We start from the raw sequence: 23471 nt of genomic DNA on the forward strand, positions 1-23471 counted from the left end.
GGATCCAGACGCTCAGATGTCCGAAAAGAACTCAGGCAAGCGGCCGGTTAAGAAGCGGAGAACACTTCGCCGCTCGCGCTGCCGCCCAGACTGCGTTTGTAGGCTTGCGCGACCACGGCGGCTGGCACGCCTTGCGATGGATCGCGGCCCATCGACGCGAGCGTCTCGGCGACCCAGCCCGGGCTGACCACATTCACGCGGGCTTTGCCGCGCAATTCGAGTGCCGCCGAGCGCACGAACGCTTCCACGCCGGCATTCACGATGCTGACGGCCGCGCTGCCTTCCATCGGCTGCTGCGCGAGTGTGCCGCTCGTCAGTGTGAAGCACGCACCTTGCGACACGTGAACCGCGCCACACCGCACGAGATTGACCTGGCCCATCAATTTGTTGGCAAGACTGAACGAGAAATCTTCGTCGGAGAGCGAGGCGAGTGGGGCGAACTTCACTGCGCCGGCGGTGCAGATGACCGCGTCGAGTGTGCCGGCTTGCTGATACATCGACTCGATGCTGGGTTTGTTCGACAGGTCCACGTGCAGATCGGAACCCTTGCGGCTCGCGGTGACGATGTCGTGTTCGGCGGCGAGCAGCTTGACCACCGCGCCGCCGATCAGACCCGTTGCACCGACAATCAGTATTCGCATACACCCTCCTGAGAGTGGGCCCCGCGTCTCGACTGCCTTCATTTGGACTGCTGCGCCGGTTCGCCGCGAAGCGCCGTCGCGTCTCTTAAAGATAGTCGCTCCAGGGCACAACGCCGTCGAAGAGGGCAAAAAAGGAACAAGCCTGCCGCGAGGTGCATGACTCGTGCGAGCGCGCAATGTATCGCGACGAAATAGCCGCGCGAATATCCGCCAGGAACTTTTTTTGCTAGTCTGTGGATACGGTGTTTTCAAGAGGCTTCAATGACGCGCGATAGCCTGAAAGTCGGTAAACGGCCCGCTGACAGCGATCCAGCGGCCGGCGCGCACTCTGCGCAAGAGGCCTTCGCGTCGTATGCGGCGCCTCTCGTCGATCACGCGATCGAATACGCCAACGCGGTGCGCGAAGACGCGTCGCCGGAAGCGCTGCACAAACTGCGTGTCTCGCTGCGCCGTTTGCGCTCCTTATGGTGGGCCTTCGAGCCGTTGCTCGAAAAAGGCGAGAATACTCGGCAACGTGCGCTGTATAAGTATCTGGCCACGGCCGCCGGCAAAACGCGCGACTGGGACATTCTGATTGAATTGCTGATACGCGACGATAACGGCGCACGCAGCGATACGGGCGAAATGGCGCCGAAACTGCAGGACGCTCGCGGCGCCGCGTTGTCGACAAGCCGCGAAACGCTCTCGAACGCCGACGTCAAACATCTGCTGCGCGAAGCCTTGTCCAGCGCGTCCAAAGAATTGAATACCGCGCATGAACGCATGCCGCTGCGGAAATTCGCCGAGCAACGTGTGGCCACTTCAGAGCGTTCGTTGAAGAAGCGGATGAAACGTGCGCGTCGTGCGAAGCGCTCCAACTACGTTGCCTTTCACAATGTGAGGAAGGCGGGAAAGAAGCTGCGCTATCTGCTGGAGTTTTTTGAACCCGTCCTGAGCGGCGGGCGCAAACGCACGCTCAAACGCCTGAAGCAGATTCAGAAACGTTTCGGTACGCTGAACGATGTGGTCGCGAGCGAAATGTTGTTGCGCGACAATGCTGCTTTGCTCGCCGGCTCCGGCGACACCGATGCGGCGCTTCACTGGCTCGGCAAGGAGCGCAAACGCCGGATGCGCTCGGCGGCCGGACTGCTGCGCAAACTATGACGCAACGCGTCTCTTTGCAAAGTCTCTGTCGGTCTCACGCGGAGCATTGACAAGACCGACGGCACGTTTGCCGGCGTCGCGCTGCTGGCCATTTGCATCGAATATTTTCAGCACCTGCTGGAGCCAATCGACACCGGACGGCTGGGCTCGGAGTTCGTCGTGATGGACGACGGGACCGTGCGGCTGAACCGCGATCGGCGCGGCTCACGTGCCTTGCGTGCTGCGTGGCGCGAAGCCGCGCAACGTGATCGCCCCGCGCGCTTCGCCGCGCGGTTCCGCCGCGCGCTTGCCGGTGGTCGGCTCGTCGGCCGGTCCAAGCGGTTCGACAGGAAAGCCGCGCCGCTGCCAGGCATCGAGGCCGCCCCGCAGTGCGCGAATCCGCGTGTAGCCGTTGTGGCGCATTCGCTGCGTGATTTCGAAGGCGGTCGCGCTGTCCGGGCAAATGCAATAGATCACCATGTCGTACGTCCGCAGTGCGCCGTCGATCTGCTCCGGCGAGTGCGGATCGAGCGCGAGCGCGCCGGGAATGCGGCACGGCGCTTCGAGAGAGGGCGCTTGCGGGCGGGCATCGAGCACCTTGGGCGCGGCGATGCGGCGCCAGCCGCCGGCGGCTGCCCGTGCCGCCGCAGTCGAGGCGGCATCCGCGAAACGGCGGCGTTCGCGGCGGCGTTGCTGAAGACGGAAGACCAGATATACGAGAGCCGTGGCCAGCAAGATGTCGATGACAGTGCCGCCGCGGGCTTTGACGAAGTCGAGCAGCATATGCAGCTGCCGTTCCGCGGCGGCGCCGCCGAGCAGCCAGAAGGCGGCCCAGGCGAGCGCGCCGGCAAAATCCCAGGCCGCGTAGATACGGGCGTCGACGGCGGTGGTGCCCATCAGCGGCGGCGTGATGAGCGCGAGTCCGGGGACGAACTTCGAGATCGAGACGAGCGGCACGCCGAAGCGCTCGAACAGCGCGCGCGCTTTGTCGACCTTGGAATCGACGGCAGGCGAGATCCGGCCGAGCGCGGCGATCAGCTTGCGGCCATACAGGCGACCCGCCGTGAACCATGCGCCGTCACCCATCAGTGCGCCGAGCACGGCGGCGCCGAGGACCTGCCAGAAAGACAGGGTGCCGGCGGCGATCGCGGAGCCCGCGAAGAGCAGCACGGGCACCGCGGGAATCGGCACGCCGAGGCGCGTCAACAGGACGTTGAGAAACACGACCGCGCCGCCCCAGGTTGACACCGCCGAAGACGGAAATTCTACCAATTGAGGAGCTCCTGTTTTTTTGCGGTTGAGCGGGCGCGCTGCGAGGGCTTTTTCAGGCAGTTGCAAAGCGCGTACCCGGGCGGCCTGTGTGGGCCTGTGTGTCGGCCGAGTGGTCGGCTTTCATTCGAGCGACGTTCCGTTCGCTCAGGATACTCGATGGATTTGGCGCCGGGCGAGCATTGACGGCGTCACCGTGATCCGGCTGACCTGGTTCATTGACTCGCTTTCTCTCTGCAATTTCGTTCAAGACCGCCGCTCGCCATGCCTCTACTCTGCGTGCTCGATCCAACCAACAGGACAGCACCATGAACTCGCGGCATGCCGGATATCTGTTTTGCGCGCTGGCCATGATCGGCGTCGGCAGCACGGTGGTGGTCAGCAAATCGATCGCGGCCGGACTGCCGCCGTTCAGCGCGACCGCGTTGCGCTTCGCGATTGCCTTTCCGCTGTTCGTGCTGGTGATGCGTTGGCGAGGCGTGCGTTGGCCGCGTCTGGACCGGCGCGATACCTTGCTCGTCATCGCCCAGGCGGGCGCCGGCAGCGTCGGCTATACGGTGTTGCTGATCAGCGGGATGAAACTCGCCTCGGCTGCCGATGCCGGCGTGATTGCCGGCACCTTGCCCGCCGTGTCGGCCGGCGTCGCCATGCTCGCACTCGGCGAGCGTCCCGCGCCGGCGTTAATCGGCGCGATCCTGCTGGCGACGGCGGGCGTGCTGGTGTGCACCGTGCATCCCGGCGAGTTCACCGCGCCGCATGCGGCGAGTTCGCTGGCGGGCAACACGCTCGTGTTTCTCGCGATCGTCTGCGAGGCGCTGTTCATTCTGCTCAATCGCAAGCTGCGCACGGCGGTGGCGCCGCTGCCGCTATCGGCGTTGATGTGCGGTATTGGCTTCGCGGTGGCGATCGTGCCGGCCTGCTTCGAAAAACCGTGGGGCTTGCCGATCGATGCGAGCGCACTCGGCGGCGTGCTGTATTACGCGCTGGTGCCGACCGTGGCGGGCTTCGTGCTCTGGTATGCGGGGGCCGCGCGAATCAGCGGCGCGGAAGCGGGGTTGATGACCGCGCTCGTGCCGGTGAGCGCGGTGGCGTTGGCCGCGATGGTGTTGGGCGAACCCGTCAGCGCGGCGCAACTGGCCGGTGTCGCGTGCGTGCTGGGTGCGGTGTTGCTGGCCACCTTCGGCCAGATGCGAACGAGGCGCAGCGCGGCATGAGGCGCAGACGGCGCGTTTCCACTCCGCTCAGGTATTGGCGACCGCCACCACGCCCGGATTGCCGACGATCGACAGAAACTCGCGGCGTGTCGACGGATCCGTGCGGAACGTGCCGAGCATGCGCGAGGTGACCATCGTCACGCCGGCCTTGTGCACGCCGCGTGTCGACATGCATTGATGCGCGGCTTCGAGAATCACGCCGACGCCTGCCGGCTGCAGCACTTCGTTCAAGGTGTCGGCGATCTGCACCGTCATCTTTTCCTGGATCTGCAGGCGCTTGGCGAACGCATCGACGAGACGCGCCAGCTTGGAGATGCCGACCACGCGATGCCCCGGCAGATACGCCACATGCGCGCGGCCGATGATCGGTACCATGTGATGTTCGCAATAGCTTTCGAAGCGGATGTCTTTCAGCACGATCATTTCGTCGTAGCCGTCCACTTCGGAGAAGGTGCGGGCGAGGATTTCGCGCGGGTCGACCTGGTAGCCCGCGTAAAACTCCTCGTATGAGCGCACTACGCGCGCCGGCGTGTCGATCAGGCCTTCACGCGCGGGATCGTCGCCGGCCCAACGCAGCAGCACGCGAACCGCTGCTTCAGCTTCCTCGCGGCTCGGGCGCTCCGTTGCGGCTATGGGTTTGGTTTTCTTCGCCTTGCTGCTGGTCATCCGTCGCTCCTCCGGGATCGCGCGTCGGCGCTGTACGGAGCGCGCGGGTTCAATGAGTGCGGCCATTGTTCCATGTTTTGTGCCGCGTCGTGCCGATGTCCCTTTTCGCTGTCAGGGCGCGCTGTTAAGCCGCGTTGTCAGGCCGCCGCTCATTTGGGCCATTCGTCCATCGCGTCGTTGAACAGTTCGGCGACCACGCCACGTAGCCAGCTCCCGCGCGGATCGTTATGAAACTTGCGATGCCAATGCTGCCGCAGATCGAAATGCGGCAACGGCAGCGGCGGCTCGACCAGCGTGATCGACGCATGCTCCGACACGTACGCGAAGCCGATCGCATGCGGCACGGTCGCCAGCAGGTCGGTGCGCGCGAGGATGAACGGCAGACTCATGAAGTGGGGCGTTTCAAGTACGGCGCGGCGCTTGATGCGCTTCTTTTCCAGATATTGCTCGAGGATTTCCTGGCTGCGTCCTTCGGCGCGCACGACGGCATGACCCGACGCCACATACTGCGCCAGCGTGAGCGGCGCCTTCGCCAGTGGATGGCCCGTGCGCATCAGGCAGATGAAGCGATGCGTGAAAAGCCGTTGCTGGAAGAAGTTATTGCCCGCCAGATCGGGGAAATAGCCGATGGCAAGATCGACGTCGCCCGATTCGAGCCCGCGTTCCACCTGCGACGGCGAGAGCGACACCGAGCGCAGATTCGCGAACGGCGCGCGTTCGGCGAACAGTTGCAGAAGCCGCGGCAGAAACACGATCTCGCCGACGTCGGAGAGCGCGATCGAGAAAGTGTGAGTGCTGGTGGCCGGGTCGAATTCCTGTACATCGAGCATGCCTTTCTCGATGCGCAAGAGCGCGTCGCGCGCGGCGGGCAGGATGGCGAGCGCGCGTGGCGTCGGCTCCATGCCTTTGGACGTGCGCACGAAGAGAGGATCGTCGAAGTACTCCCGCAATTTTCCCAGCGCGGTGCTCACGCGTGGCTGGCTCACGCCGAGCTGCTCGGCGGCTCGGCTGACATTGCGCGTGTCTTCCATCGCGACCAGATAGGGGATCAGGTTCAGATCCAGATTTGTCTCAGACATGCTTCTATGACCTGCAGCGCGCGTATTTGATATGTAGATAGAGGTTAGCCCAACAATCTCGCGTTTGGATAGTCTGATCTTCCGCTTTGGCCGGCCAACCCGAACAACAAACCGGCATGGCAGGCAGCGAGAACCTATGATTAAGGGGAATTCCCTGCCTTGACAACGTGCACGAAGGACAACCATAATCGCCTCAGCGTTCGCTAAACGAATCCATGTTCATATAACGAACAAATTTGAAGCGAGCAAACTAACGGCGCCAGCTTCGCATCGCACCTGGCGAGCCGCCGCCGGCATTGGCCCGGAGACCGTCCCGCTCGAGTCCTGCCCGCAAGGCAGCCAGCCCGGCGGCACGCAGCGCCCCAAAAGGAAATTCGACATGATCAACAAGATTTTCGAGTCACTTCAGTCGGCCGTCGCCGATGTCAACGACGGCGCGACCGTCATGATCGGCGGCTTCGGCACGGCCGGCATGCCGTCGGAGTTGATCGACGCGCTCATCGAACAGGGCGCGCGCGAGCTCACCATCGTCAACAACAATGCCGGTAACGGCGACATCGGGCTGGCCGCGCTGCTCAAAGCCAAGCGTGTGCGCAAGATCATCTGCTCGTTCCCGCGCCAAACCGATTCGTATGTGTTCGACGCGTTGTATCGCGCCGGCGAGATCGAACTCGAACTGGTGCCGCAAGGCAATCTGGCTGAGCGGATTCGCGCGGCAGGCGCGGGTATCGGCGGCTTCTTCACGCCGACCGGCTACGGCACCAAGCTCGCCGAAGGCAAGGAAACCCGCTTGATCGACGGCCGGCACTATGTGCTGGAGGCGCCGCTGCATGCGGACTTCGCGCTGATCAAAGCGTACAAGGGCGATCGCTGGGGCAATCTCACCTATCGCAAGACGGCTCGCAACTTTGGACCGATCATGGCAAGTGCGGCGAAAACCGCGATCGTGCAGGTGTCGCAAGTCGTGCCGCTCGGCGCGCTCGATCCGGAAAACATCGTGACGCCCGGCATTTTCGTGCAGCGCGTGATCGAAGTACCGCAAGCGGCCCACGCCCCGCTGCCCAATCCTCACGACGCTGCCGCCTGATTCGGAGACCGACATGAAAAAACTGACCCGCGATGAAATGGCCAAGCGCGTTGCGCTGGATATCCCCGAAGGCGCCTACGTGAACCTCGGCATCGGCGTGCCGACGCTGGTGGCCAACCACCTCGCCGCCGACAAGGAAATCTTCCTGCACAGCGAAAACGGCCTGCTCGGCATGGGCCCGGCGCCCGCCAAAGGCGAGGAAGACGACGAACTGATCAACGCCGGCAAGCAGCACGTCACGCTGCTCACGGGCGGCGCGTACTTCCACCACGCCGATTCGTTCGCGATGATGCGCGGCGGCCATCTGGACTTCTGCGTGCTCGGCGCCTTCCAGGTGTCGGCCAAGGGCGATCTGGCAAACTGGCATACCGGCGCGCCCGACGCGATTCCGGCAGTCGGCGGCGCGATGGATCTGGCGATCGGCGCGAAGCAGGTCTACGTGATGATGGAGCACCTGACCAAGCAGGGCGAGAGCAAGATCGCCGCTGAATGCACGTACCCGGTGACGGGCGTGGCTTGCGTCAACCGCATCTATACGGACCTGGCGATGATCGATGTGACTGATCAGGGCCTCGTGGTGCGCGAGATTTTCTCGGACATCGATTTCGACGCATTGCACAAGCTGACCGGCGTCCCGCTGATCGACGGCACGCAAGCGGCGCGCGCGGCTTAAAAGGCTGAGCGAGGCCGAGCGAGCCCGCAAGGCGAAGGCGCCGGCAGCAATGCCGGCGTCTCGCGGTGTACTCTTCACTTCTGATTCCCTCGATCATCGACGTCATCATGCTCGAATCCAGCGCTCGTCTGACCGGCCTTCTTTGCGGCACGCAGCCGATGAACGACATCTGGGCGCCGCGCGCCACGCTGCAAAAGATGCTCGATGTGGAAGCGGCGCTCGCGCGCGCGTCAGCCGCGCATAGCGTGATTCCTCAAACGGCGGTGCCCGCGATCGAAGCCGCTTGCCAGGCCGACCAGCTCGACGCCGACGCGCTCGCACGCGACGCCGCGCTCGGCGGCAACCTCGCGATTCCGCTCGTCAAGCAACTCACCGCGCGCGTCAAGGCGGCCGACGCCGAAGCGTCGAAATACGTGCATTGGGGCGCGACGAGCCAGGACATCATCGACACGGCGACGGTGCTGCAACTGCGCGACACCTTCGATCTGCTCGACAGCAGCCTGCAATCCACCTGCGACGCCGTGGCGAAACTCGCAACCACGCATCGCGCCACGCCGATGATCGGCCGCACCTGGTTGCAGCAGGCGCTGCCCATCACGCTCGGTCTGAAATTCGCGCAGTGGCTCGACGCGCTGCTGCGTCATCGCGAGCGGCTCGATGCGTTGCGCGCTCGCGTGCTGGTGCTGCAATTCGGCGGCGCGGCGGGCACGCTGGCGAGTCTGCGCGATGCCGCGCCGCAGGTCACACAGTCGCTCGCAAAAGAACTCGGTCTCGCCGTGCCGACGCTGCCGTGGCATACGCAGCGCGATCGCATTGCCGAAACGGCATCGCTGTTCGGCATGCTGATCGGCACGCTCGGCAAGATCGCGCGCGACATCTCACTGCAGATGCAAACCGAAATCGACGAACTCGCTGAACCGGCCGCGGCCGGCAAGGGCGGCTCGTCGACCATGCCGCACAAGCGCAATCCGGTCGGCTGCGCGGCCGTGCTGACGGCCGCCACGCGAGCGCCGGGGCTGGTCGCCACGGTGTTCGCCGGCATGGTGCAGGAGCACGAGCGCGCGCTCGGCGGCTGGCAAGCCGAGTGGGACGCGCTGCCGGATCTCGCGCGCCTCGCCGGCGGCGCGCTTGCCAACATCGAACAGATCGCCGCGGGGCTGAACGTGAACGTGCCGCGCCTCGCCGCCAATCTCGACGTCACGCACGGCCTGATTCTCGGCGAAGCGGTGATGCTCGCGCTCGGCGACAGCATCGGCCGGCTCGACGCGCATCATCTGGTGGAGCGCGCATCGAAAGCCGCGATCCGCGACGGCCAAAAGCTATTCGACGTGCTTGCCGCGGACCCGGCCGTCACCGCGCATCTTCCGCTCGAGCGCCTGAAGCAACTGCTCGATCCGGCTCAATACGTCGGCCAGGCGCACGCTTATGTGGACGCCGCGCTGGCACTTCACACCACGCGCTCGCAGCGCGACCATTCCAGGGAGTAACCGGCATGCCTTACGCCGCAGTCAACGGCACCGAGCTTCACTATCGAATCGATGGCGACCGTCACGGCAACGCGCCGTGGATCGTCTTGTCGAATTCGCTCGGCACGGATCTGTCCATGTGGGCGCCGCAAGTCGCGGCGCTGTCGAAACACTTTCGCGTGCTGCGCTACGACACGCGCGGCCACGGCCACTCGGAGGCGCCGAAAGGCCCGTACACGATCGAACAACTGGCCGGCGATGTGCTCGGCCTGATGGATACGCTGAAGATCGCCCGCGCGCATTTCTGCGGAATTTCCATGGGCGGTCTGACTGGCGTTGCACTGGCCGCGCGTCATGGCAACCGTTTCGACCGCGTCGTGCTGTGCAATACGGCGGCGCGCATCGGTTCACCGGAAGTGTGGGTGCCGCGCGCCGCAAAAGCGCGCACCGAAGGCATGCTCGCGCTGTCCAATGCCGTCCTGCCGCGCTGGTTCACGGCTGACTATATCGAGCGTGAACCGGTGGTGCTGGCCCTGATTCGCGACGTGTTCGTGCATACCGACAAGGAAGGCTACGCCTCGAATTGCGACGCCATCGACGCCGCCGATCTGCGCCCCGAAGCGCCCGGCATCAAGCTGCCGGCGCTGGTGATTAGCGGCACGCACGATCTGGCCGCGACGCCGGCGCAAGGCCGCGAACTGGCGCAGTCGATTCCCGGCGCGCGTTACGTGGAACTGGACGCCTCGCATATTTCCAACATCGAGAAAGCCGACGCTTTCACGAAGACCGTGATCGATTTCCTGACGGAGCAGAAATGAACGACGAAGATCGCTATGAAGCCGGACTCGATGTGCGCCGCGCGGTGCTGGGCAGTGCGCACGTCGACCGGTCGCTTGCGAACCGTACTGAGTTGACGGAAGAGTTTCAGAATTTCATCACCCGCTATGCGTGGGGCGAAATCTGGACGCGTGATGGCTTGCCGCGCCACACGCGCAGCCTGCTGACCATCGCGATGATGGTCGCGCTCAATCGCAGCGAAGAGCTCGCACTGCATCTGCGCGCCGCGAAGAACAATGGCGTGACGCGCGAGCAGATCAAGGAAGTGCTGCTGCAAACCGCGATCTATTGCGGCGTGCCGGCGGCGAATTCGGCGTTTCACCTTGCGGACAAGCTGTTCCGCGAAGATGACGCGGCGGCAGCGCAGCCGTAAGCAATAGAGATGACGTGCCAGGCAGCGTGCGAATGCACGCTGCCTTTAAGCATCGACGATGTTTGGCTAATATCCAGCCTGCAACGGGCTGTGATACGGATACCTGGTATCCGGCGGCGTTCGACAGGGACGCTGCGCACTGCGTGATTCGCCCGCGAATTCCACTCTTCTCGATTTTTGCAGAAAATTCCTACGTTGCAGCTGAATTTTCTTGCAAACATTCCTGCCTTTCTTGTTTGTATATCAGCATTTTCCAAAAATTTTGCTGATCAAATTCGCTGATAATGTGAATATCAGTTAATTCGAAGTTATTAATCTTTTGCACATTTTAGATGTGGGTTTAATCACTTTAAGATAGTGGTATTCGTTTGCGCGGGTTTGGCTGGTCCGTAGGACTTAGCAAGAGCAATGGAGCAGGCCCCGGCGGGCGACTGGCGGAATCCTGGCAGGTTCATTTGACGCCGCATGATTCGCGCCCCTTCATTGACCGTTAAACCAGCCGGCGTCGTTCAAGGCGATCTGCCAATATGAGCTTTACCTATAAACATGATGGCCGCGAGGAATCCCATCCTCGTGCCCATTTTAGTTCTCTCTTTTTACTGCCCTGGCAACAACGCCAGCTTATTGTCGCGCTAACCAAACGCGACATACAGAGCCGATATCGCGGTTCGGTGATGGGACTGACGTGGTCCATCGTTCAGCCGTTGATCATGCTTGCCATGTATACGGTTGTTTTCGGCACACTTTTGAAATCGCGCTGGCCTGGAACGGACAACAGTTTTCAGTTCGCCGTGATCCTGTTCGCAGGGCTCATCCTTTTCAATTTCTTCGCTGAGTGCCTGAATAGAGCGCCGACCATTATCACGACCCACGCCAACTACGTGACGAAGGTCGTCTTTCCGCTCGAGATCCTGCCGTGGATTGCGGTGGCCTCGGCGGCTTTTCACTTCCTCACGAGTTTTGCCGTCTGGATTGTCTTCGCACTGTGCGTCTATGGAAAGCTGCAATGGACGATTGTCTTTTTACCGGCGCTCTTCATTCCACTCGCTTTCGTCGGCGTGGGTGTGGGTTGGCTGTTCGCCGCCACCGGTGTCTACGTGCGTGACCTGACGTATGTCACGACGCTGCTTTCATCCATGTTGATGTTCCTGTCGCCGGTTTTTTACGCCCTCAATACTTTGACGCCCGCTTTCAGGGCGCTCATTCTGGCCAACCCGTTGACTTTCATCATTGAGCAGGCACGGGCGGTCATGATCACGGGCGATCTACCTGACTTCGCCGGGATAGCGATCTATCTGCCATGCAGCATCGGTTTCGCGTGGCTCTGTCTGGCCTGGTTCCAGAAGACACGCGAAGGGTTCGCGGACGTTCTGTAAATGCCGGTGCTCATGGAAATGAATCAAGTTGGCAAGCCTGAAACCACGATTCGGGTGACAGATGCCTCAAAGCGCTTCGACATATACGAAACGCCGCTCGACCGTCTCAAGCATATCGTCTTCCCCAAACGCACCGGCTATTCACGGGAGTTCTGGGCGCTTCGGGACGTATCGCTTTCGGTGACGCGTGGCGAAACGGTCGGCATCATCGGGCGCAATGGCTCCGGCAAATCCACGCTTTTGCAAATCATTTGCGGAACACTGCGTCCCACTGAGGGTGACATCGCGATCAACGGTCGCGTGGCCGCGCTGCTCGAATTGGGAGCCGGTTTCAACCTGGAGTTCTCCGGCCGGGAAAACGTCTATCTGAACGCCGCCATGCTGGGAATGACGGCTGACCAAATCGAACGAAAATTCGCCAGCATCGAGCAGTTTGCGGAAATCGGCGACTTCATCGATCAGCCGGTCAAAACCTATTCGAGCGGCATGTATGTGCGGCTCGCGTTTGCCGTGGCCATTCACGTCGACCCTGCGGTCCTGATCATCGACGAAGCCCTTGCCGTGGGCGACGCGCGCTTCCAGGCCAAATGCTTCAACAAGATCAAGGAACTCAAGAAATCAGGCGTCACGATTCTTTTCGTGTCGCATGACGTCGGCTCGGTGCGAACCTTGTGTGAACGTGCCGTCTGGCTCGATGACGGACGGGTTCGGATGGAGGGCAATGCGTTCGCCGTTACCGCGCAATACACGCAGTTCATGTCCGAAGGCATCGGCGAAAGCGAGGCGATCGGAATTTCCAGTCAGCCGGCGGACAGCGCGGCTGGTGTTGTTGAAGAAGCGAAGCAAAACGATCAGATCGCGGAAAGCGCGAGGCCGCTCGCCTCGACCGCCAATGACGAATCCATCAACCACTGGGGGACGCATATCGGATCGATCGTGTCGGCCCAGGTCCTGGACTCGGCCGGTCGGCGCCAGAGCGTGTTCACGGCATTCGAGCCGATGATCGTTCGTTTCGCGATCCAACTCCCCGAAGGCATCGATCGACGTGCTCTGAGCGTGGCCTTCTCCATCAAAGACACAAAAGGCACGGATCTGATCGTCCGAACCACGCACGACGAGAAAGGCATTGACTTCGATTTCGACGGCAGCGAGTTCGAAATCGAGTTTCGCCTGAGAAACCAGCTCAACACCGGCCGATATCTGCTTGTGGCAGCCCTTGAAGACCGGTCTGCGGCAGTGCCGCAGTACTACGAGTACATCGAGGGGGCCTGCTATTTCTCTTCCTATGTTGAAAGCGATAGATACGGGCTGTTCCTGCCGGACATCACAGAAAAAATACGTATGGAAGAAACGCCTGTAGACAGGCGGTGACAGCACCAGAAAGAGAAATTGGGAATAACGGCGACTCGAGAGGTTGGCCATGGAAGGACAAGAAACAATGCTGGACGTAGCGCGGAGACAAACCCACGCATCGGTCACGAAGCTGAGCGCTTCGATCCCCGACGCGGATGCTCTCATCAGGCAACACAATCAACTTGCAGAGGAGCAGAGTCTCGCGCGCAGGGATCGCTACACGCTTGCGAAAAGGTTGTCGGATGCGTTGTCGGAAATCCATAGCCTCAAGCGCTCGCTGAATGACGTAGCGAGCGAACTTGCGCTCGAGGTTCGCGAGCGCGAGCGGGTGCAGGGCACCCTTGGCAAAGTCTTCGAAAGCAGTTCGTGGAAGTTGACCGCGCCAATGCGGCGGATTGCGAGCGCGGTTTACGCGTTAGCGGCGCGCGGCAAAGCGCGAACGCCGGTTGCTGCCGGTGTTCCCATGCAGCAGATCACCGCGACTGACGTCCTGCCCGTGGCCAGCGGAGGCTACGAAGCCCACACGCGCGCCCAGGCGGCGTACTTTGGGAACTACGCCAAGGACCCCTCGAAACAAAGAAGGCACCAGATCAGCCGCCTGCTCGCGACCCATCCCGACCGTCGAGGTGTGGTGTTGTGCCCGGTCGCCTACGATCTCTCGCTCAAGCAGCGTCCCGACCACATCATGGCCGAGTTCGCAAAGGCGGGTTATCTATGCGTGATGCTGGAGTTCGGCGGCCTATATCCCGTTATCCAGCCCAAGGCAAACAACCTGTACGTTTCCAATATGGTCGAGGACTTCCTCGGCTATTTTCAGGACGAACCGGTCACGCTCTATCTTCACTGGCCGGGCTTCAAGTACGTCGCCGATATCTGTCGCACTGCATTGACCATCTACGATGTTCTCGATGACCTCACCATCTTCGCGAACTATTCCGACGTCATGCGCAGCGATCATGAGGTCTTGCTGCAGATAGCGAATGTCTGCCTGTTCTCGTCGAATCGGCTGTACGAAGCGAACCGCGCAAAGGTCACGAATGCCTTGCTGCTGGAAAACGGCGTCTATCCCGAAGACTTCATTCACGGCGAGCGCGAGCGGTGCGACGTGCCGGCGAAGCTGTATGAGATGGTGGCGAACCGGTGGGTTGTCGGCTACCACGGCGCAATTTCCGAACTGCTCGATTTCGATTTGCTCGACGAGATCGTGCGACTCAACGATGTCGTGCTGCTGTTCGTCGGTCCCGTCGTCGCTTTCGAGCCGCAGTACGCCGTTGAGGTTCAGGAGCGCATGGCGCGTCTGAAGACGTTCGACAATTTCATTCACCTCGGCCCGAAACCGTATGCCGAATTGAAGCACTATCTCGCCTGGATCGATGTCGGCATCGTGCCGTTCATTGTCAGCGAGAAAACCGATCCCGTTTCGCCGCTGAAGCTGTTCGAGTATCTGGCCGCAGGGAAACCGGTGATCGGAACGCCGACCCGGACCATCAGGGAATACGAACACGCCATCATCGTCGCCTCGGGAATCGACTTCGTCGATGCAGTCGCCAGCGGGCAGTGGTCGACCGCGTATACCGAGGCGTCCGCGGAGGTCGCGCGCGCGCACGCCTGGCCGGTGCTTCACGCGCCGTTGCTCAGACAGGTCAACGCCAGGAACGTTGCGAGGCTGATGACCCCTTCCACGCGACGCACGGTGAAAGTGGACATCGTCAATGTCAACTTCTACGACTGGAACGGCGAAACCGTCTATAAGGGCGGGGCGGAACGCTACGTCTACGATCTCGCGGTCGTGCTCCATGGCATGGGGTGCGAGGTTCGCCTGCTGCAAAATGCGCTGGAGCCTTTCGAGCGCGAATTTCGGGGCGTCAAGGTCGTGGGGGTTCACGCCGTGGACAATTTTGATTTCGACATGATGTCGAGCAAATATGCTGAATTCTGCGCGGACGCCGATCTCATTATCGCGTCGCCGACTGAACTTGCCGCGTCGCTCGGAAAAAACAAGCGCGTCATCTCGATCAACCACGGCATCCATTGGGACGGAGCGTCCAATAACCTGGCGACGTTTGACCGGGGACGTTATGAAACACTGTTCCGCGCACTTCGCAACAGCGACCAATGCGTCTGTGTCGATACGAACTTTATCAACTGGGTGCGAACCTATGACTGGGCACTCGCCAATACGCTGACGTACGTCCCGAACTACGTCGATCTCGAGTCTTTCAGGAGCAATCCGAAGAATTTCGAAACAGAGGAGTTATGCGTTCTGCTGCCGCGCCGGCTTTATGAAGCGCGAGGTCTCTATCTGACCATCAACGCCTTCGATATTTTGTTTTCGCGGCGCTCGGATATTCGCCTCGTCCTGTGCGGTCAGGCGATCGACCGTGATGCGGAAGCGGTGAAAGCGTTCATGGCGCGTCACCCACGCAAGGTGACGTGGATCGAATATGACATGGAGGACATGTACAAAGCCTATGTCGATAGCCACATCGCGCTGGTGCCGACCATGTATTCGGAAGGAACATCGCTGTCCTGCATCGAGGCTCTGGCGACCAATAACGCAGTCATAGCGACCAACGTCGGCGGACTGCCGAACCTGATCGTCGACGGTTACAACGGCAAGCTGATCCGTGCGGACTATATCGAGCTTGCTGCCGCTATCGAAGAACTGGCCGATGATCGAGCCAAGCTCGCCAGACTTGCAGCGCACGGGCTCGAATCCTCGGCCGCGTTTGCGAAGAAGGAATGGGAAAACCGCTGGCGCGAAGTCATCGAAAGCACGCTCACTGCCGACTAGGCTTCTTTGATGCCTATCGTGAACGCTTGCGCATTGGCGGCGTTCGTGCATTGCATTCGATGGAATGGACAGACCGATAAGCCTTCTTATGACAGACATCAACTCAAAGCAATACTGGGACCATCGTTTCTCGACTGACTGGGTCTCTGCCGGCGGACATGGGCAAACGCGATTTTTCGCGACGGTTGCGGCCAGGCTGATGCCGGACTGGTTCAAAGGCCTGGTGTTGCGGGAGCAATCGAATATCTGCGACTGGGGTTGTGCGGAAGGGCAGGGGGTAGATGAACTGAGCAAATGGCTCGGCGTGAACTCCATCACCGGGGTCGATATTTCAGAAGTGGCGATCGAGAAGGCCCGGGCCTCTTTTCCGCATAGGCGTTTCAAAGCGCAGTCGCTCGACGACCTGGACGACTACGACGTCATTTTTTCGTCGAATACGCTGGAACATTTCGATAGCCCGTTTGACGTCGTTGCACGCCTCGCGGAGCATACGAAGCGCTTTCTGGTTCTGCTTCTGCCGTTTCAGGAATATGACCGGATTCCCGAGCATTTCTTCACGTTTGACCTCGACAACATTCCCGTTTGCCCGGTGCCCGGTTTCGCCGCTGTCGCCTGCCGCGTCGTCGACGCGGCGAAAATCAATATCAACTATTGGAACGGAAAGCAGATATTGCTCGTCTACGCGCGGCTCTCGGCGCTCGGAGACACCCGGCCCGATCTGCGCAATTTCTTTATTGGCGACGACACCTACGAGGCATTCGCGCAAGAGCGTAGTCAAGGTATTGCCCAACAGCACGCCTCGGACAGACAGCAGTTCGCGTCGCAGTTGGCTCAAACTCATAGCGAGCAAGCTGCGACGAACGTGCGTCTCGAATCCACGGAAAAGGCGCTGCAGGATGTACGCGCGGAACGCGATGCAGAGAAAGAAAAACTGACGCGGTCGCAAGAGACACTCGCCGAGCGGGATCAAGCGCTCGCCGAATTGACGCAGGCAATCACCGAGCGCGAGCACACAATCGAGGAAGTGAAGCAGGAGTGTGGCGCCCTCTCCACGGAGACTGCCTCGCTTCATACATGCATCGAAAGGTTGCAGATCGAAGGCGAGCGTCACGCGAGGCTCCTGACCGAAGTCCGAGCACGTGCGGACGACGTCGAGAGGCAATTGGACATGATGCTGCGCTCGAAGACATGGCGGCTCAGAAGTGCGATCTGCCGGTTCGTCGGTAGAGCGTGACCGCGTTAAGACCCGCCATCGACCACGTTTGCCTACCCTTTATCACGTCCCATATCGGAACACGCTGTGAAAAAACGTAAGATTATCGTTACTATCGGAACCCGTCCTGAAGCGGTCAAAATGGCGCCACTCGTCAAACAGTTGCAGCGCGAAGAATGGGCGGACTGCCGCGTTCTCGCAACTGCGCAGCATCGTGGCATGCTCGATCAGGTGTTGCGTCTGTTCGAGATCAAAGCCGATATCGACCTCGATATCATGCTGCCCAATCAGTCTTTGCCCATGCTGACTTCGCGGCTCATGATCCGGCTGGATGAAGTGCTTGCCGCCGAACAGCCCGATGTGCTGCTCGCGCAGGGCGACACGACCACCGTACTGACGGCGGCGCTCGCATCCTTTTATCGGCGCGTGCCGGTCGGACATGTCGAAGCCGGGCTGAGAACGGGCGATCTTTCCAATCCGTTTCCGGAAGAAATGAATCGTGTCGTTGCAAGCCGACTTGCGCGCTGGCATTTCGCACCGACGGAGACCGCGAAACGGAACCTCCTCGCGGAAGGCATTGATGCTACGAGCGTGTTCGTCACCGGCAACACGGTCATCGACGCGTTGCTGGACGTGGCCGGGCGGTGCGACGGCGCCGCGCCGTTCAAGGGCGACAGCCGGCTGATTCTGGTGACGTCGCACCGTCGCGAGAATTTCGGCGAGGCGTTTCAGAACATTCTGCGCGCGATCAAAACGATCGCGGACGACAATCCCGACGTCCATATCCTCTATCCCGTTCATCCCAATCCGAACGTGCGTGAGGCGGCATACGCCCATCTCGACAAACATCCGCGGATCACGCTCTGCGAACCCCTGGATTATTTGCCGTTCGTTGCCGCGATGAAGCGGGCCTATCTGATCCTGACCGACTCCGGTGGCGTGCAGGAAGAGGCGCCCGCGCTCGGCAAACCCGTGCTCGTCCTGCGGCGCGAGACAGAGCGGCCGGAGGCGGTAGCGCATGAGGTCGTCAAGCTCGTGGGCACCGAATATGCCGACATTGTCTCGAACACCCAACGGCTGCTCGACGACCCGGCCGAATACAAGCGTATGGCGCGCGGCGTGTCGCCTTACGGTGACGGCCTGGCGTCCGGACGAATCGTAAGCGTGTTGAGAGACCACTTTCAGGTGTAACGCCGTCTTGCGGTGAAGCGCTACGCCTCGCTATTCTGGCTCGCCTCATTCACCGCAACCGCGACCACCGCCGCCTCCCTCTCCACCGGCAAATGCAACCGCACCGCGCGCAACACCGTGTCCTTGATCACCTCGCGCCAATGCGCGAGCGCCGCCTTGTCCATCATCGGCTCGCCGAGAAACGCGCCCAACGTGTACTGATTGGCGTTATAGAAATAGCCGAGCGACGCGATCATCAGATACACGTCGCGCGCTTTGACATCCGCACGAAAGACGTGCTGCGCCTGACCCGCGTCCAGTAACTTTTGCACCACCGAAATCGCGTAGCCGGAAATCTCCTTTAGCTTCGACGATTTCTTCGCGTGCTTGCCCTGGTGCAGATTCTCGCTGGAGAGCAGCGTGACGAACTCGGGGTGATCGAGGTAATACTGCCAGACGAATTCGACCATCTGTTCGAGCCCATGCACGGGATCCGCCAGATCGAGATCGAGCTTGCTTTCCGCCTCGTTGAATTGCGTATAGATGGTTTCGAGAACTTCGACGAACAGTTGTTCCTTACTGCCGAAGTAGTAGTAAATCATGCGATCGTGCGAGCGCGCCGCCTTCGAAATACTCTCCACGCGTCCGCTCGCATAGCCCTGCTTGGCAAAGACCTTGATGGCCGCTTTCAGAATCTTGGCGCGCGTGTCCTGCGCCTGTTTCGCACGGATGCCGGTAGCGCCCGGCTTGCGGGCGGCGGTGGGACTCATGGCGGTCTCGGATCTCTTGTTAGCGTCAGGTTGAACGGCATGCGCCGCAGCCGGCCAAGGCATGAACACGCCTTCATCATACAGCCCGCATGGGCCGCTGCGGCATGCGCTGCGCGATCATTCACTTCGGCGTAGATTGAAGCGTCACTCACACGGCAATGTGGCATTGCACCAATCACGCGCACGCCGGTAAATACGTTGCACAGACTAAATTGATCGAGTAGATTTCTAACGAGTTTGGTGTAGCGGATACTACACGAACGGTGAGTGACCGCAACATGGAAATCGGCGGATCACGCGAAAGTGCCTGAAAACAGGCACGATTCGTCAGCCGAAGCGGGACCGATTGTAATGTCGTCGTATGGGAACCCCACCATGACAGAACATACGAAGGTCGATTTCGGTGCGGACAGCGTCGACGGCGAAACCGCCTCGACGCCGGGTCCGACCGTGCTCGAAAAGGCGGCGCCGCGCAGCGAGCGGATGGCGTCGAACAAGATCGAATGCAATGCCTGCCCGGTGCTGTGCCAGATATCCGAAGGGCGGACTGGCGCGTGTGACCGCTATGCGAACGCGGACGGGCGCCTGATTCGCGTCGATCCGGTGGTGTTCCTGTCGCGCGCGTCTTCACCTTCAACGTCCGAAGCCGGCGCGAGCAATGCGAACGCCGCAATCGAATTTGGCGCATCTTCCGAAGTGCGCGGCCCCGCTGCCGAACAGGCATTGTTCGTGACCGGCGTCGGCGCTTCCTCGACTTATCCCGACTACAAGCCCGCGCCTTTTATCGTTGCCTCGAAGCTCGACGACGTCGACATGATCACCGTCGTCACGGAAGGCATCTTCAGCTATTGCAGTTTCAAGGTGAAGATCGACACCGACCGCTTCCTCGGGCCGGAGCAATCGAACGTGCGTTGCCACGGCGAGATCGTCGGCCATGTGACGACGGCCGAATACGGCTCGCAGATGCTGAGCCTCGGCGGCGTGCATCATCTCACCGGCGGCAGCAAGAAAGAAGGCCGCGTGACGTGCGACATGATGCTCGCGCTCGGCAACAAGGAAGCGGTGGAGTTGAGTATCGACGGCGGCGCGAGTCTCGTGATTCGCGCGGGCGCGGCGCCGGTCGTCGACGGCGTCGAGGAACAGCGCATGCGCGTGGGCTGTGGGTCGGCCACCATCGGCATCTTCGCGAAGCAGTGGTTCGGTCACGCCGACGAAGTGGTGGTCGTCGACGATCACATTACGGGCGTGCTCACCGAACATCAAGCCGGACGTTGTCTCGGCATGACGCGCTCAGGTGTGAAGATTCGCGGACGCAAGTCGACGCCGGGCCGTTATTTCCAGGTGGCGAATCCGGGCACCGGTTGGGGGGGCACCGACATTCAGGACCCGCTCGCGATTGTCGAGGGCTTCGACCCCGCCGTCGCCAAGCCTGGCATGCGCCTCCTGATGGTATCGACCACCGGCGAACACGCGCAGTGGTACGAACTGGATCAGGACCTCGTGCCGCGCATCACAGCCATGCCGGATGCGGTGCGCCACACGGTCGAGCGGATCGGCGAGAACTGCGAGCCGTCGCTCGCTACCGTGCTGTTTCTCGGCGGCGCGGGCGGCAGTCTGCGAGCGGGCGCCACGGAGAATCCGGTGCTGCTCACGCGTGCGATCAAACAGAAACTCGTCAACGTAACTTGTGGTGGCGCGCCGGCCTATGTGTGGCCGGGCGGCGGGATCACCGTGATGGTCGATGTCTCGCGCATGCCCGACCGTTCGTTCGGCACGGTGCCGACGCCCGCGATCGTCGCGCCGATCGAATTCACCATGACGTACGACGCGTATTGCGATCTGGGCGGCCATCTCGACGCGGTGCGTTCATTGGAGAGCGTGCTCGCGAACGGACCGGAGCATACGGAAGGCGCGCCGCTCGCACGCCGTACGCTGGCGCGCAATCCCGACAACCCATGGCCGCTCGCCATGCCGCCGATGCTTGGCTGACCGCGCGGACAGCGCTAATGCAACTCATGCAAAAACGAACGCAACGGACACGATGAACCCCACCCGCACCCGACTCGATTCGACCCGCTGGCACTGGCAGCATGGGCCGATCGATCTGATCCTCAGCGCGGACGGCGTGCCGCAGGCGGTGCAGGCCGCGTATGAGGCGTGCTGGGCGCGCTTTGTCGACGTGTTGCCGGAGTTGGTCGGCGAGCTGAAGCGGCTTCGCCAACCCGTGCCGGCCGAGGCCGCGTTGAACGACGCTGAATTGCAAGGCTCGGTTGCCCGCCGTATGTGGTCGGCTTGCCATGCTCACCGCGCGCGCTACATCACGCCGATGGCCGCGGTCGCGGGCAGCGTCGCCGATGAACTGATCACCGCGTTCGCACGCGAAGGCATCTCGCGCGCCTTCATCAACAACGGCGGCGACATCGCGCTGTATCTGACCGAAGGGCAGCAATACCGCGTCGGCGTGTTTGCGGACCTGGCGTCGTTTTCACCTGTGCGGCTGTCGCGCGATCAGGCGCTCGACGCCAACTTGACGCTCGACGCCAGTCTGCCGGTTCGCGGCATTGCGACGAGCGGCTGGCGTGGCCGCAGCTTCAGCCTCGGCATTGCCGACAGCGTCACCGTGCTCGCGCGCAACGCCGCCGCCGCCGACGCCGCCGCGACGATGATCGCCAACGCCGTCAACCTGGAGCATGCGGAAATTCTGCGGCGTCCGGCTTCGTCGTTGAAAGACGACAGCGACCTTGGCGACATGCTCGTCACCGTCGACGTGCCGTCCTTGCCGCAGCCGCTGATCGACTTCGCGCTGGCACGTGGCGTCGAAGCCGCGCAGCGTCTGCTCGAACAAGGCTTGATCGAAGGCGCCGCGCTCTTTCTGCAAGGACGCGTGCGGATCGTCGGCATTCATGACACAAGCGGGCTGCTTAAACAGCGCGCGCAGATCACAACGGAGGCTCCGTGTTCGAAATACGCCGCGTGCTGACGCACGTCGAAGATATCTTCCACGAGTTCGGCCCCGCGCCCACGCAGCCGCTCAGACGCGGCGCGATTGCCGCGGTGATGACGAACCCGTTCGCCGGCCGCTACGAGGCGAACATCGAGCACGCGATGGAAGCGCTCAAACCGATCGGCTTCGATATGGCGCAACGGCTGCTGGCCGCGATGGCGGTGCCGCATGCATCGATCGAAAGTTACGGCAAGGGTGCGATTGTCGGCGCGCGAGGCGAGCTCGAACATGGCGCGCTGTGGCATGTTCCCGGCGGCTATGCGATGCGTGAGTTGCTGGAGAAGAATGGCGTGCCGACCAACGCGATCGTGCCGTCCACCAAGAAGGTCGGCGCGCCGTCCACCGCGCTCGATGTGCCGCTCACGCACGTCAATGCGAGCTACGTGCGCAGCCATTTCGACGCGATCGAGGTGCGCGTGCCCGGCGCGCCCGCTGCGGACGAGCTGGTGTATATCCTCGTGATGAGCACGGGGCAGCGCGTGCATGCGCGCGTCGGCGGACTCGAGAAAGAGGCGATCGTGGGCAAGGACGGTTTGCGCTGAGCAGCGCCTGATTGGCGCATCGCGCTGAAGCATTGAAACGAAGCAGAACAGGCATCGAAACTCGGAGAGCGAAATGGCAATCAAGCTTCGCAAGCTGGTCGTGCAAGTGGACGAAACACGCATTGAAATGGGCCAGGCGGTCGATCCGCCGGCGCGCCGCGCGGTCGCGATCGCGGTGATCGATAATCCCTATGCCGGCCGTTACGAAGCCAAACTCGACGCGCTGATCGAAGCCGGCGAAGAGTTGGGCGCATTGCTCGGCAACAAGTGTGTTCAAGCGCTGGGCATCGCGCCGGGCGAGGCGCAAAGCTACGGCAAGGCCGCCATTGTCGGCGAGGCGGGCGAACTGGAACATGCTGCGGCGATTTTGCATCCCAAGCTCGGCGCGCCGCTGCGGGTCGCGGTTGAAAAGGGCGCGGCACTGGTGCCGTCGGCGAAGAAAATGGGCACGCTCGGCACCGCGATCGACGTGCCGCTCGGCCACAAGGACGCCGCCTTCGTGCGCAGTCATTTCGACGCGATCGAAGCGCGCGTGTCGGACGCGCCGCGCGCGAATGAAATCGTCGTGGCCGTCGCGGTGACGGCGTCGGGGCGGCCGCTGCCGCGCATCGGCGGCTTGCAGGTGAGCGAGATCAAAGGCGAAGACGGTTTGCGCTGAGTTTGTTTGAGGCGATTTCGCCGGCGCTCCAAAGGACCTAAGGGACTTTCTTCGGGGCGTATTGTATTGTCCTGCCGTTGACGCGTGCGCGCATGGTGCCGCACGCGCTGCAATGTCTGCCGATCGCGTTGAATGCGCCCAAGCCGCGCCTTCGCCGTTCAGCA

The 23471-nt window shown here is 61.8% G+C and carries 21 protein-coding genes; 16 read left to right on the forward strand and 5 right to left on the reverse strand.

Going from position 1 to position 23471, the window contains the following annotated elements:
* Window positions 1-47 precede the first annotated feature (47 nt).
* On the reverse strand, window positions 48-641 hold the full coding sequence (locus tag PQR42_RS03825) for a short chain dehydrogenase (protein WP_408204915.1): 594 nt from the start codon (window positions 639-641) through the stop codon (window positions 48-50).
* 261 nt (window positions 642-902) lie between these two features.
* Here PQR42_RS03825 and PQR42_RS03830 point away from each other — a divergent pair, with 261 nt between their 5' ends.
* A complete protein-coding gene (locus PQR42_RS03830; protein ID WP_408204916.1) occupies window positions 903-1784 on the forward strand; it encodes a CHAD domain-containing protein in 882 nt (293 codons plus the stop codon).
* A 204-nt stretch (window positions 1785-1988) separates the two neighbouring features.
* Here the strand turns inward: PQR42_RS03830 and PQR42_RS03840 are convergent, their stop codons facing one another.
* The gene (locus PQR42_RS03840) at window positions 1989-3035 is read right to left on the reverse strand and encodes a VTT domain-containing protein (RefSeq protein ID WP_408204917.1); all 1047 of its coding nucleotides are present in this window, start codon (window positions 3033-3035) and stop codon (window positions 1989-1991) included.
* Window positions 3036-3340: 305 nt separating this feature from the next.
* On the opposite strand from PQR42_RS03840, the gene PQR42_RS03845 reads away from it, so the two are divergent.
* Window positions 3341-4246, forward strand: coding sequence for a DMT family transporter (locus PQR42_RS03845; protein ID WP_408204918.1), 906 nt, complete (start codon window positions 3341-3343; stop codon window positions 4244-4246).
* A gap of 27 nt (window positions 4247-4273) precedes the next feature.
* On the opposite strand, the gene folE is transcribed toward PQR42_RS03845, so the two are convergent.
* A complete protein-coding gene (folE, locus tag PQR42_RS03850) occupies window positions 4274-4912 on the reverse strand; it encodes a GTP cyclohydrolase I FolE (protein WP_408204919.1) in 639 nt (212 codons plus the stop codon).
* 149 nt (window positions 4913-5061) lie between these two features.
* Complete coding sequence (locus PQR42_RS03855; protein WP_408382557.1) at window positions 5062-5991, reverse strand: LysR family transcriptional regulator; 930 nt, start codon at window positions 5989-5991, stop codon at window positions 5062-5064.
* Between the two features lie 379 nt (window positions 5992-6370).
* Between PQR42_RS03855 and PQR42_RS03860 the strand changes: the two genes are divergently transcribed.
* From PQR42_RS03860 to wecB, 10 genes are all read left to right on the forward strand, one after another.
* Window positions 6371-7078 carry a 3-oxoacid CoA-transferase subunit A gene (locus PQR42_RS03860; RefSeq protein WP_408382559.1) on the forward strand — a complete coding sequence of 236 codons (708 nt, stop codon included), beginning with the start codon at window positions 6371-6373 and terminating at the stop codon, window positions 7076-7078.
* 13 nt (window positions 7079-7091) lie between these two features.
* The gene (locus PQR42_RS03865) at window positions 7092-7751 is read left to right on the forward strand and encodes a 3-oxoacid CoA-transferase subunit B (protein WP_408204922.1); all 660 of its coding nucleotides are present in this window, start codon (window positions 7092-7094) and stop codon (window positions 7749-7751) included.
* 107 nt (window positions 7752-7858) lie between these two features.
* Window positions 7859-9238, forward strand: coding sequence for a 3-carboxy-cis,cis-muconate cycloisomerase (locus PQR42_RS03870; RefSeq protein WP_408383015.1), 1380 nt, complete (start codon window positions 7859-7861; stop codon window positions 9236-9238).
* A 5-nt stretch (window positions 9239-9243) separates the two neighbouring features.
* The gene (gene pcaD, locus PQR42_RS03875) at window positions 9244-10035 is read left to right on the forward strand and encodes a 3-oxoadipate enol-lactonase (protein WP_408204923.1); all 792 of its coding nucleotides are present in this window, start codon (window positions 9244-9246) and stop codon (window positions 10033-10035) included.
* Window positions 10032-10427, forward strand: a complete 396-nt coding sequence (gene pcaC / locus PQR42_RS03880) for a 4-carboxymuconolactone decarboxylase (protein ID WP_132378192.1) — start codon at window positions 10032-10034, stop codon at window positions 10425-10427. Before pcaD ends, pcaC begins: the two co-directional genes overlap by 4 nt.
* 527 nt (window positions 10428-10954) lie before the next feature.
* Window positions 10955-11803, forward strand: a complete 849-nt coding sequence (locus tag PQR42_RS03885) for an ABC transporter permease (protein WP_408382562.1) — start codon at window positions 10955-10957, stop codon at window positions 11801-11803.
* Entirely contained in the window at window positions 11804-13174 is a 1371-nt protein-coding gene (locus tag PQR42_RS03890; RefSeq protein ID WP_408493567.1) for an ABC transporter ATP-binding protein, read from the forward strand.
* Window positions 13175-13241: 67 nt separating this feature from the next.
* Complete coding sequence (locus PQR42_RS03895; protein WP_408382566.1) at window positions 13242-15950, forward strand: glycosyltransferase; 2709 nt, start codon at window positions 13242-13244, stop codon at window positions 15948-15950.
* 88 nt (window positions 15951-16038) lie between these two features.
* A complete protein-coding gene (locus PQR42_RS03900; protein ID WP_408382568.1) occupies window positions 16039-17184 on the forward strand; it encodes a class I SAM-dependent methyltransferase in 1146 nt (381 codons plus the stop codon).
* 66 nt (window positions 17185-17250) lie between these two features.
* A complete protein-coding gene (gene wecB, locus PQR42_RS03905) occupies window positions 17251-18354 on the forward strand; it encodes a non-hydrolyzing UDP-N-acetylglucosamine 2-epimerase (protein WP_408382570.1) in 1104 nt (367 codons plus the stop codon).
* 20 nt (window positions 18355-18374) lie between these two features.
* Here the strand turns inward: wecB and PQR42_RS03910 are convergent, their stop codons facing one another.
* Window positions 18375-19103 carry a TetR/AcrR family transcriptional regulator gene (locus PQR42_RS03910; protein WP_408382572.1) on the reverse strand — a complete coding sequence of 243 codons (729 nt, stop codon included), beginning with the start codon at window positions 19101-19103 and terminating at the stop codon, window positions 18375-18377.
* Between the two features lie 375 nt (window positions 19104-19478).
* Here PQR42_RS03910 and PQR42_RS03915 point away from each other — a divergent pair, with 375 nt between their 5' ends.
* From PQR42_RS03915 to PQR42_RS03930, 4 genes are all read left to right on the forward strand, one after another.
* The gene (locus PQR42_RS03915) at window positions 19479-21092 is read left to right on the forward strand and encodes a 6-hydroxynicotinate reductase (protein WP_408382574.1); all 1614 of its coding nucleotides are present in this window, start codon (window positions 19479-19481) and stop codon (window positions 21090-21092) included.
* 52 nt (window positions 21093-21144) lie between these two features.
* A complete protein-coding gene (locus tag PQR42_RS03920; RefSeq protein ID WP_408382575.1) occupies window positions 21145-22083 on the forward strand; it encodes a UPF0280 family protein in 939 nt (312 codons plus the stop codon).
* Window positions 22059-22649, forward strand: coding sequence for an amino acid synthesis family protein (locus tag PQR42_RS03925; RefSeq protein WP_408204932.1), 591 nt, complete (start codon window positions 22059-22061; stop codon window positions 22647-22649). Before PQR42_RS03920 ends, PQR42_RS03925 begins: the two co-directional genes overlap by 25 nt.
* Window positions 22650-22722: 73 nt before the next feature.
* Window positions 22723-23307 carry an amino acid synthesis family protein gene (locus PQR42_RS03930; protein ID WP_408382577.1) on the forward strand — a complete coding sequence of 195 codons (585 nt, stop codon included), beginning with the start codon at window positions 22723-22725 and terminating at the stop codon, window positions 23305-23307.
* Window positions 23308-23471 lie beyond the last annotated feature (164 nt).

The sequence above is a fragment of the Paraburkholderia sediminicola genome, from assembly GCF_046027355.1.
Lineage (GTDB): Bacteria > Pseudomonadota > Gammaproteobacteria > Burkholderiales > Burkholderiaceae > Paraburkholderia > Paraburkholderia sediminicola_B.

Excerpts from the sequence above, each read along its gene's own strand:
- PQR42_RS03825 (WP_408204915.1), bottom strand. The coding sequence starts at position 641 with ATGCGAATACTGATTGTCGGTGCAACGGGTCTGATCGGCGGCGCGGTG.
- PQR42_RS03830 (WP_408204916.1), top strand. The coding sequence starts at position 903 with ATGACGCGCGATAGCCTGAAAGTCGGTAAACGGCCCGCTGACAGCGAT.
- PQR42_RS03845 (WP_408204918.1), top strand. The coding sequence starts at position 3,341 with ATGAACTCGCGGCATGCCGGATATCTGTTTTGCGCGCTGGCCATGATC.
- folE (WP_408204919.1), bottom strand. The coding sequence starts at position 4,912 with ATGACCAGCAGCAAGGCGAAGAAAACCAAACCCATAGCCGCAACGGAG.
- PQR42_RS03855 (WP_408382557.1), bottom strand. The coding sequence starts at position 5,991 with ATGTCTGAGACAAATCTGGATCTGAACCTGATCCCCTATCTGGTCGCG.
- PQR42_RS03860 (WP_408382559.1), top strand. The coding sequence starts at position 6,371 with ATGATCAACAAGATTTTCGAGTCACTTCAGTCGGCCGTCGCCGATGTC.
- PQR42_RS03865 (WP_408204922.1), top strand. The coding sequence starts at position 7,092 with ATGAAAAAACTGACCCGCGATGAAATGGCCAAGCGCGTTGCGCTGGAT.
- PQR42_RS03870 (WP_408383015.1), top strand. The coding sequence starts at position 7,859 with ATGCTCGAATCCAGCGCTCGTCTGACCGGCCTTCTTTGCGGCACGCAG.
- pcaD (WP_408204923.1), top strand. The coding sequence starts at position 9,244 with ATGCCTTACGCCGCAGTCAACGGCACCGAGCTTCACTATCGAATCGAT.
- pcaC (WP_132378192.1), top strand. The coding sequence starts at position 10,032 with ATGAACGACGAAGATCGCTATGAAGCCGGACTCGATGTGCGCCGCGCG.
- PQR42_RS03885 (WP_408382562.1), top strand. The coding sequence starts at position 10,955 with ATGAGCTTTACCTATAAACATGATGGCCGCGAGGAATCCCATCCTCGT.
- PQR42_RS03890 (WP_408493567.1), top strand. The coding sequence starts at position 11,804 with ATGCCGGTGCTCATGGAAATGAATCAAGTTGGCAAGCCTGAAACCACG.
- PQR42_RS03895 (WP_408382566.1), top strand. The coding sequence starts at position 13,242 with ATGCTGGACGTAGCGCGGAGACAAACCCACGCATCGGTCACGAAGCTG.
- PQR42_RS03900 (WP_408382568.1), top strand. The coding sequence starts at position 16,039 with ATGACAGACATCAACTCAAAGCAATACTGGGACCATCGTTTCTCGACT.
- PQR42_RS03910 (WP_408382572.1), bottom strand. The coding sequence starts at position 19,103 with ATGAGTCCCACCGCCGCCCGCAAGCCGGGCGCTACCGGCATCCGTGCG.
- PQR42_RS03915 (WP_408382574.1), top strand. The coding sequence starts at position 19,479 with ATGACAGAACATACGAAGGTCGATTTCGGTGCGGACAGCGTCGACGGC.
- PQR42_RS03920 (WP_408382575.1), top strand. The coding sequence starts at position 21,145 with ATGAACCCCACCCGCACCCGACTCGATTCGACCCGCTGGCACTGGCAG.
- PQR42_RS03930 (WP_408382577.1), top strand. The coding sequence starts at position 22,723 with ATGGCAATCAAGCTTCGCAAGCTGGTCGTGCAAGTGGACGAAACACGC.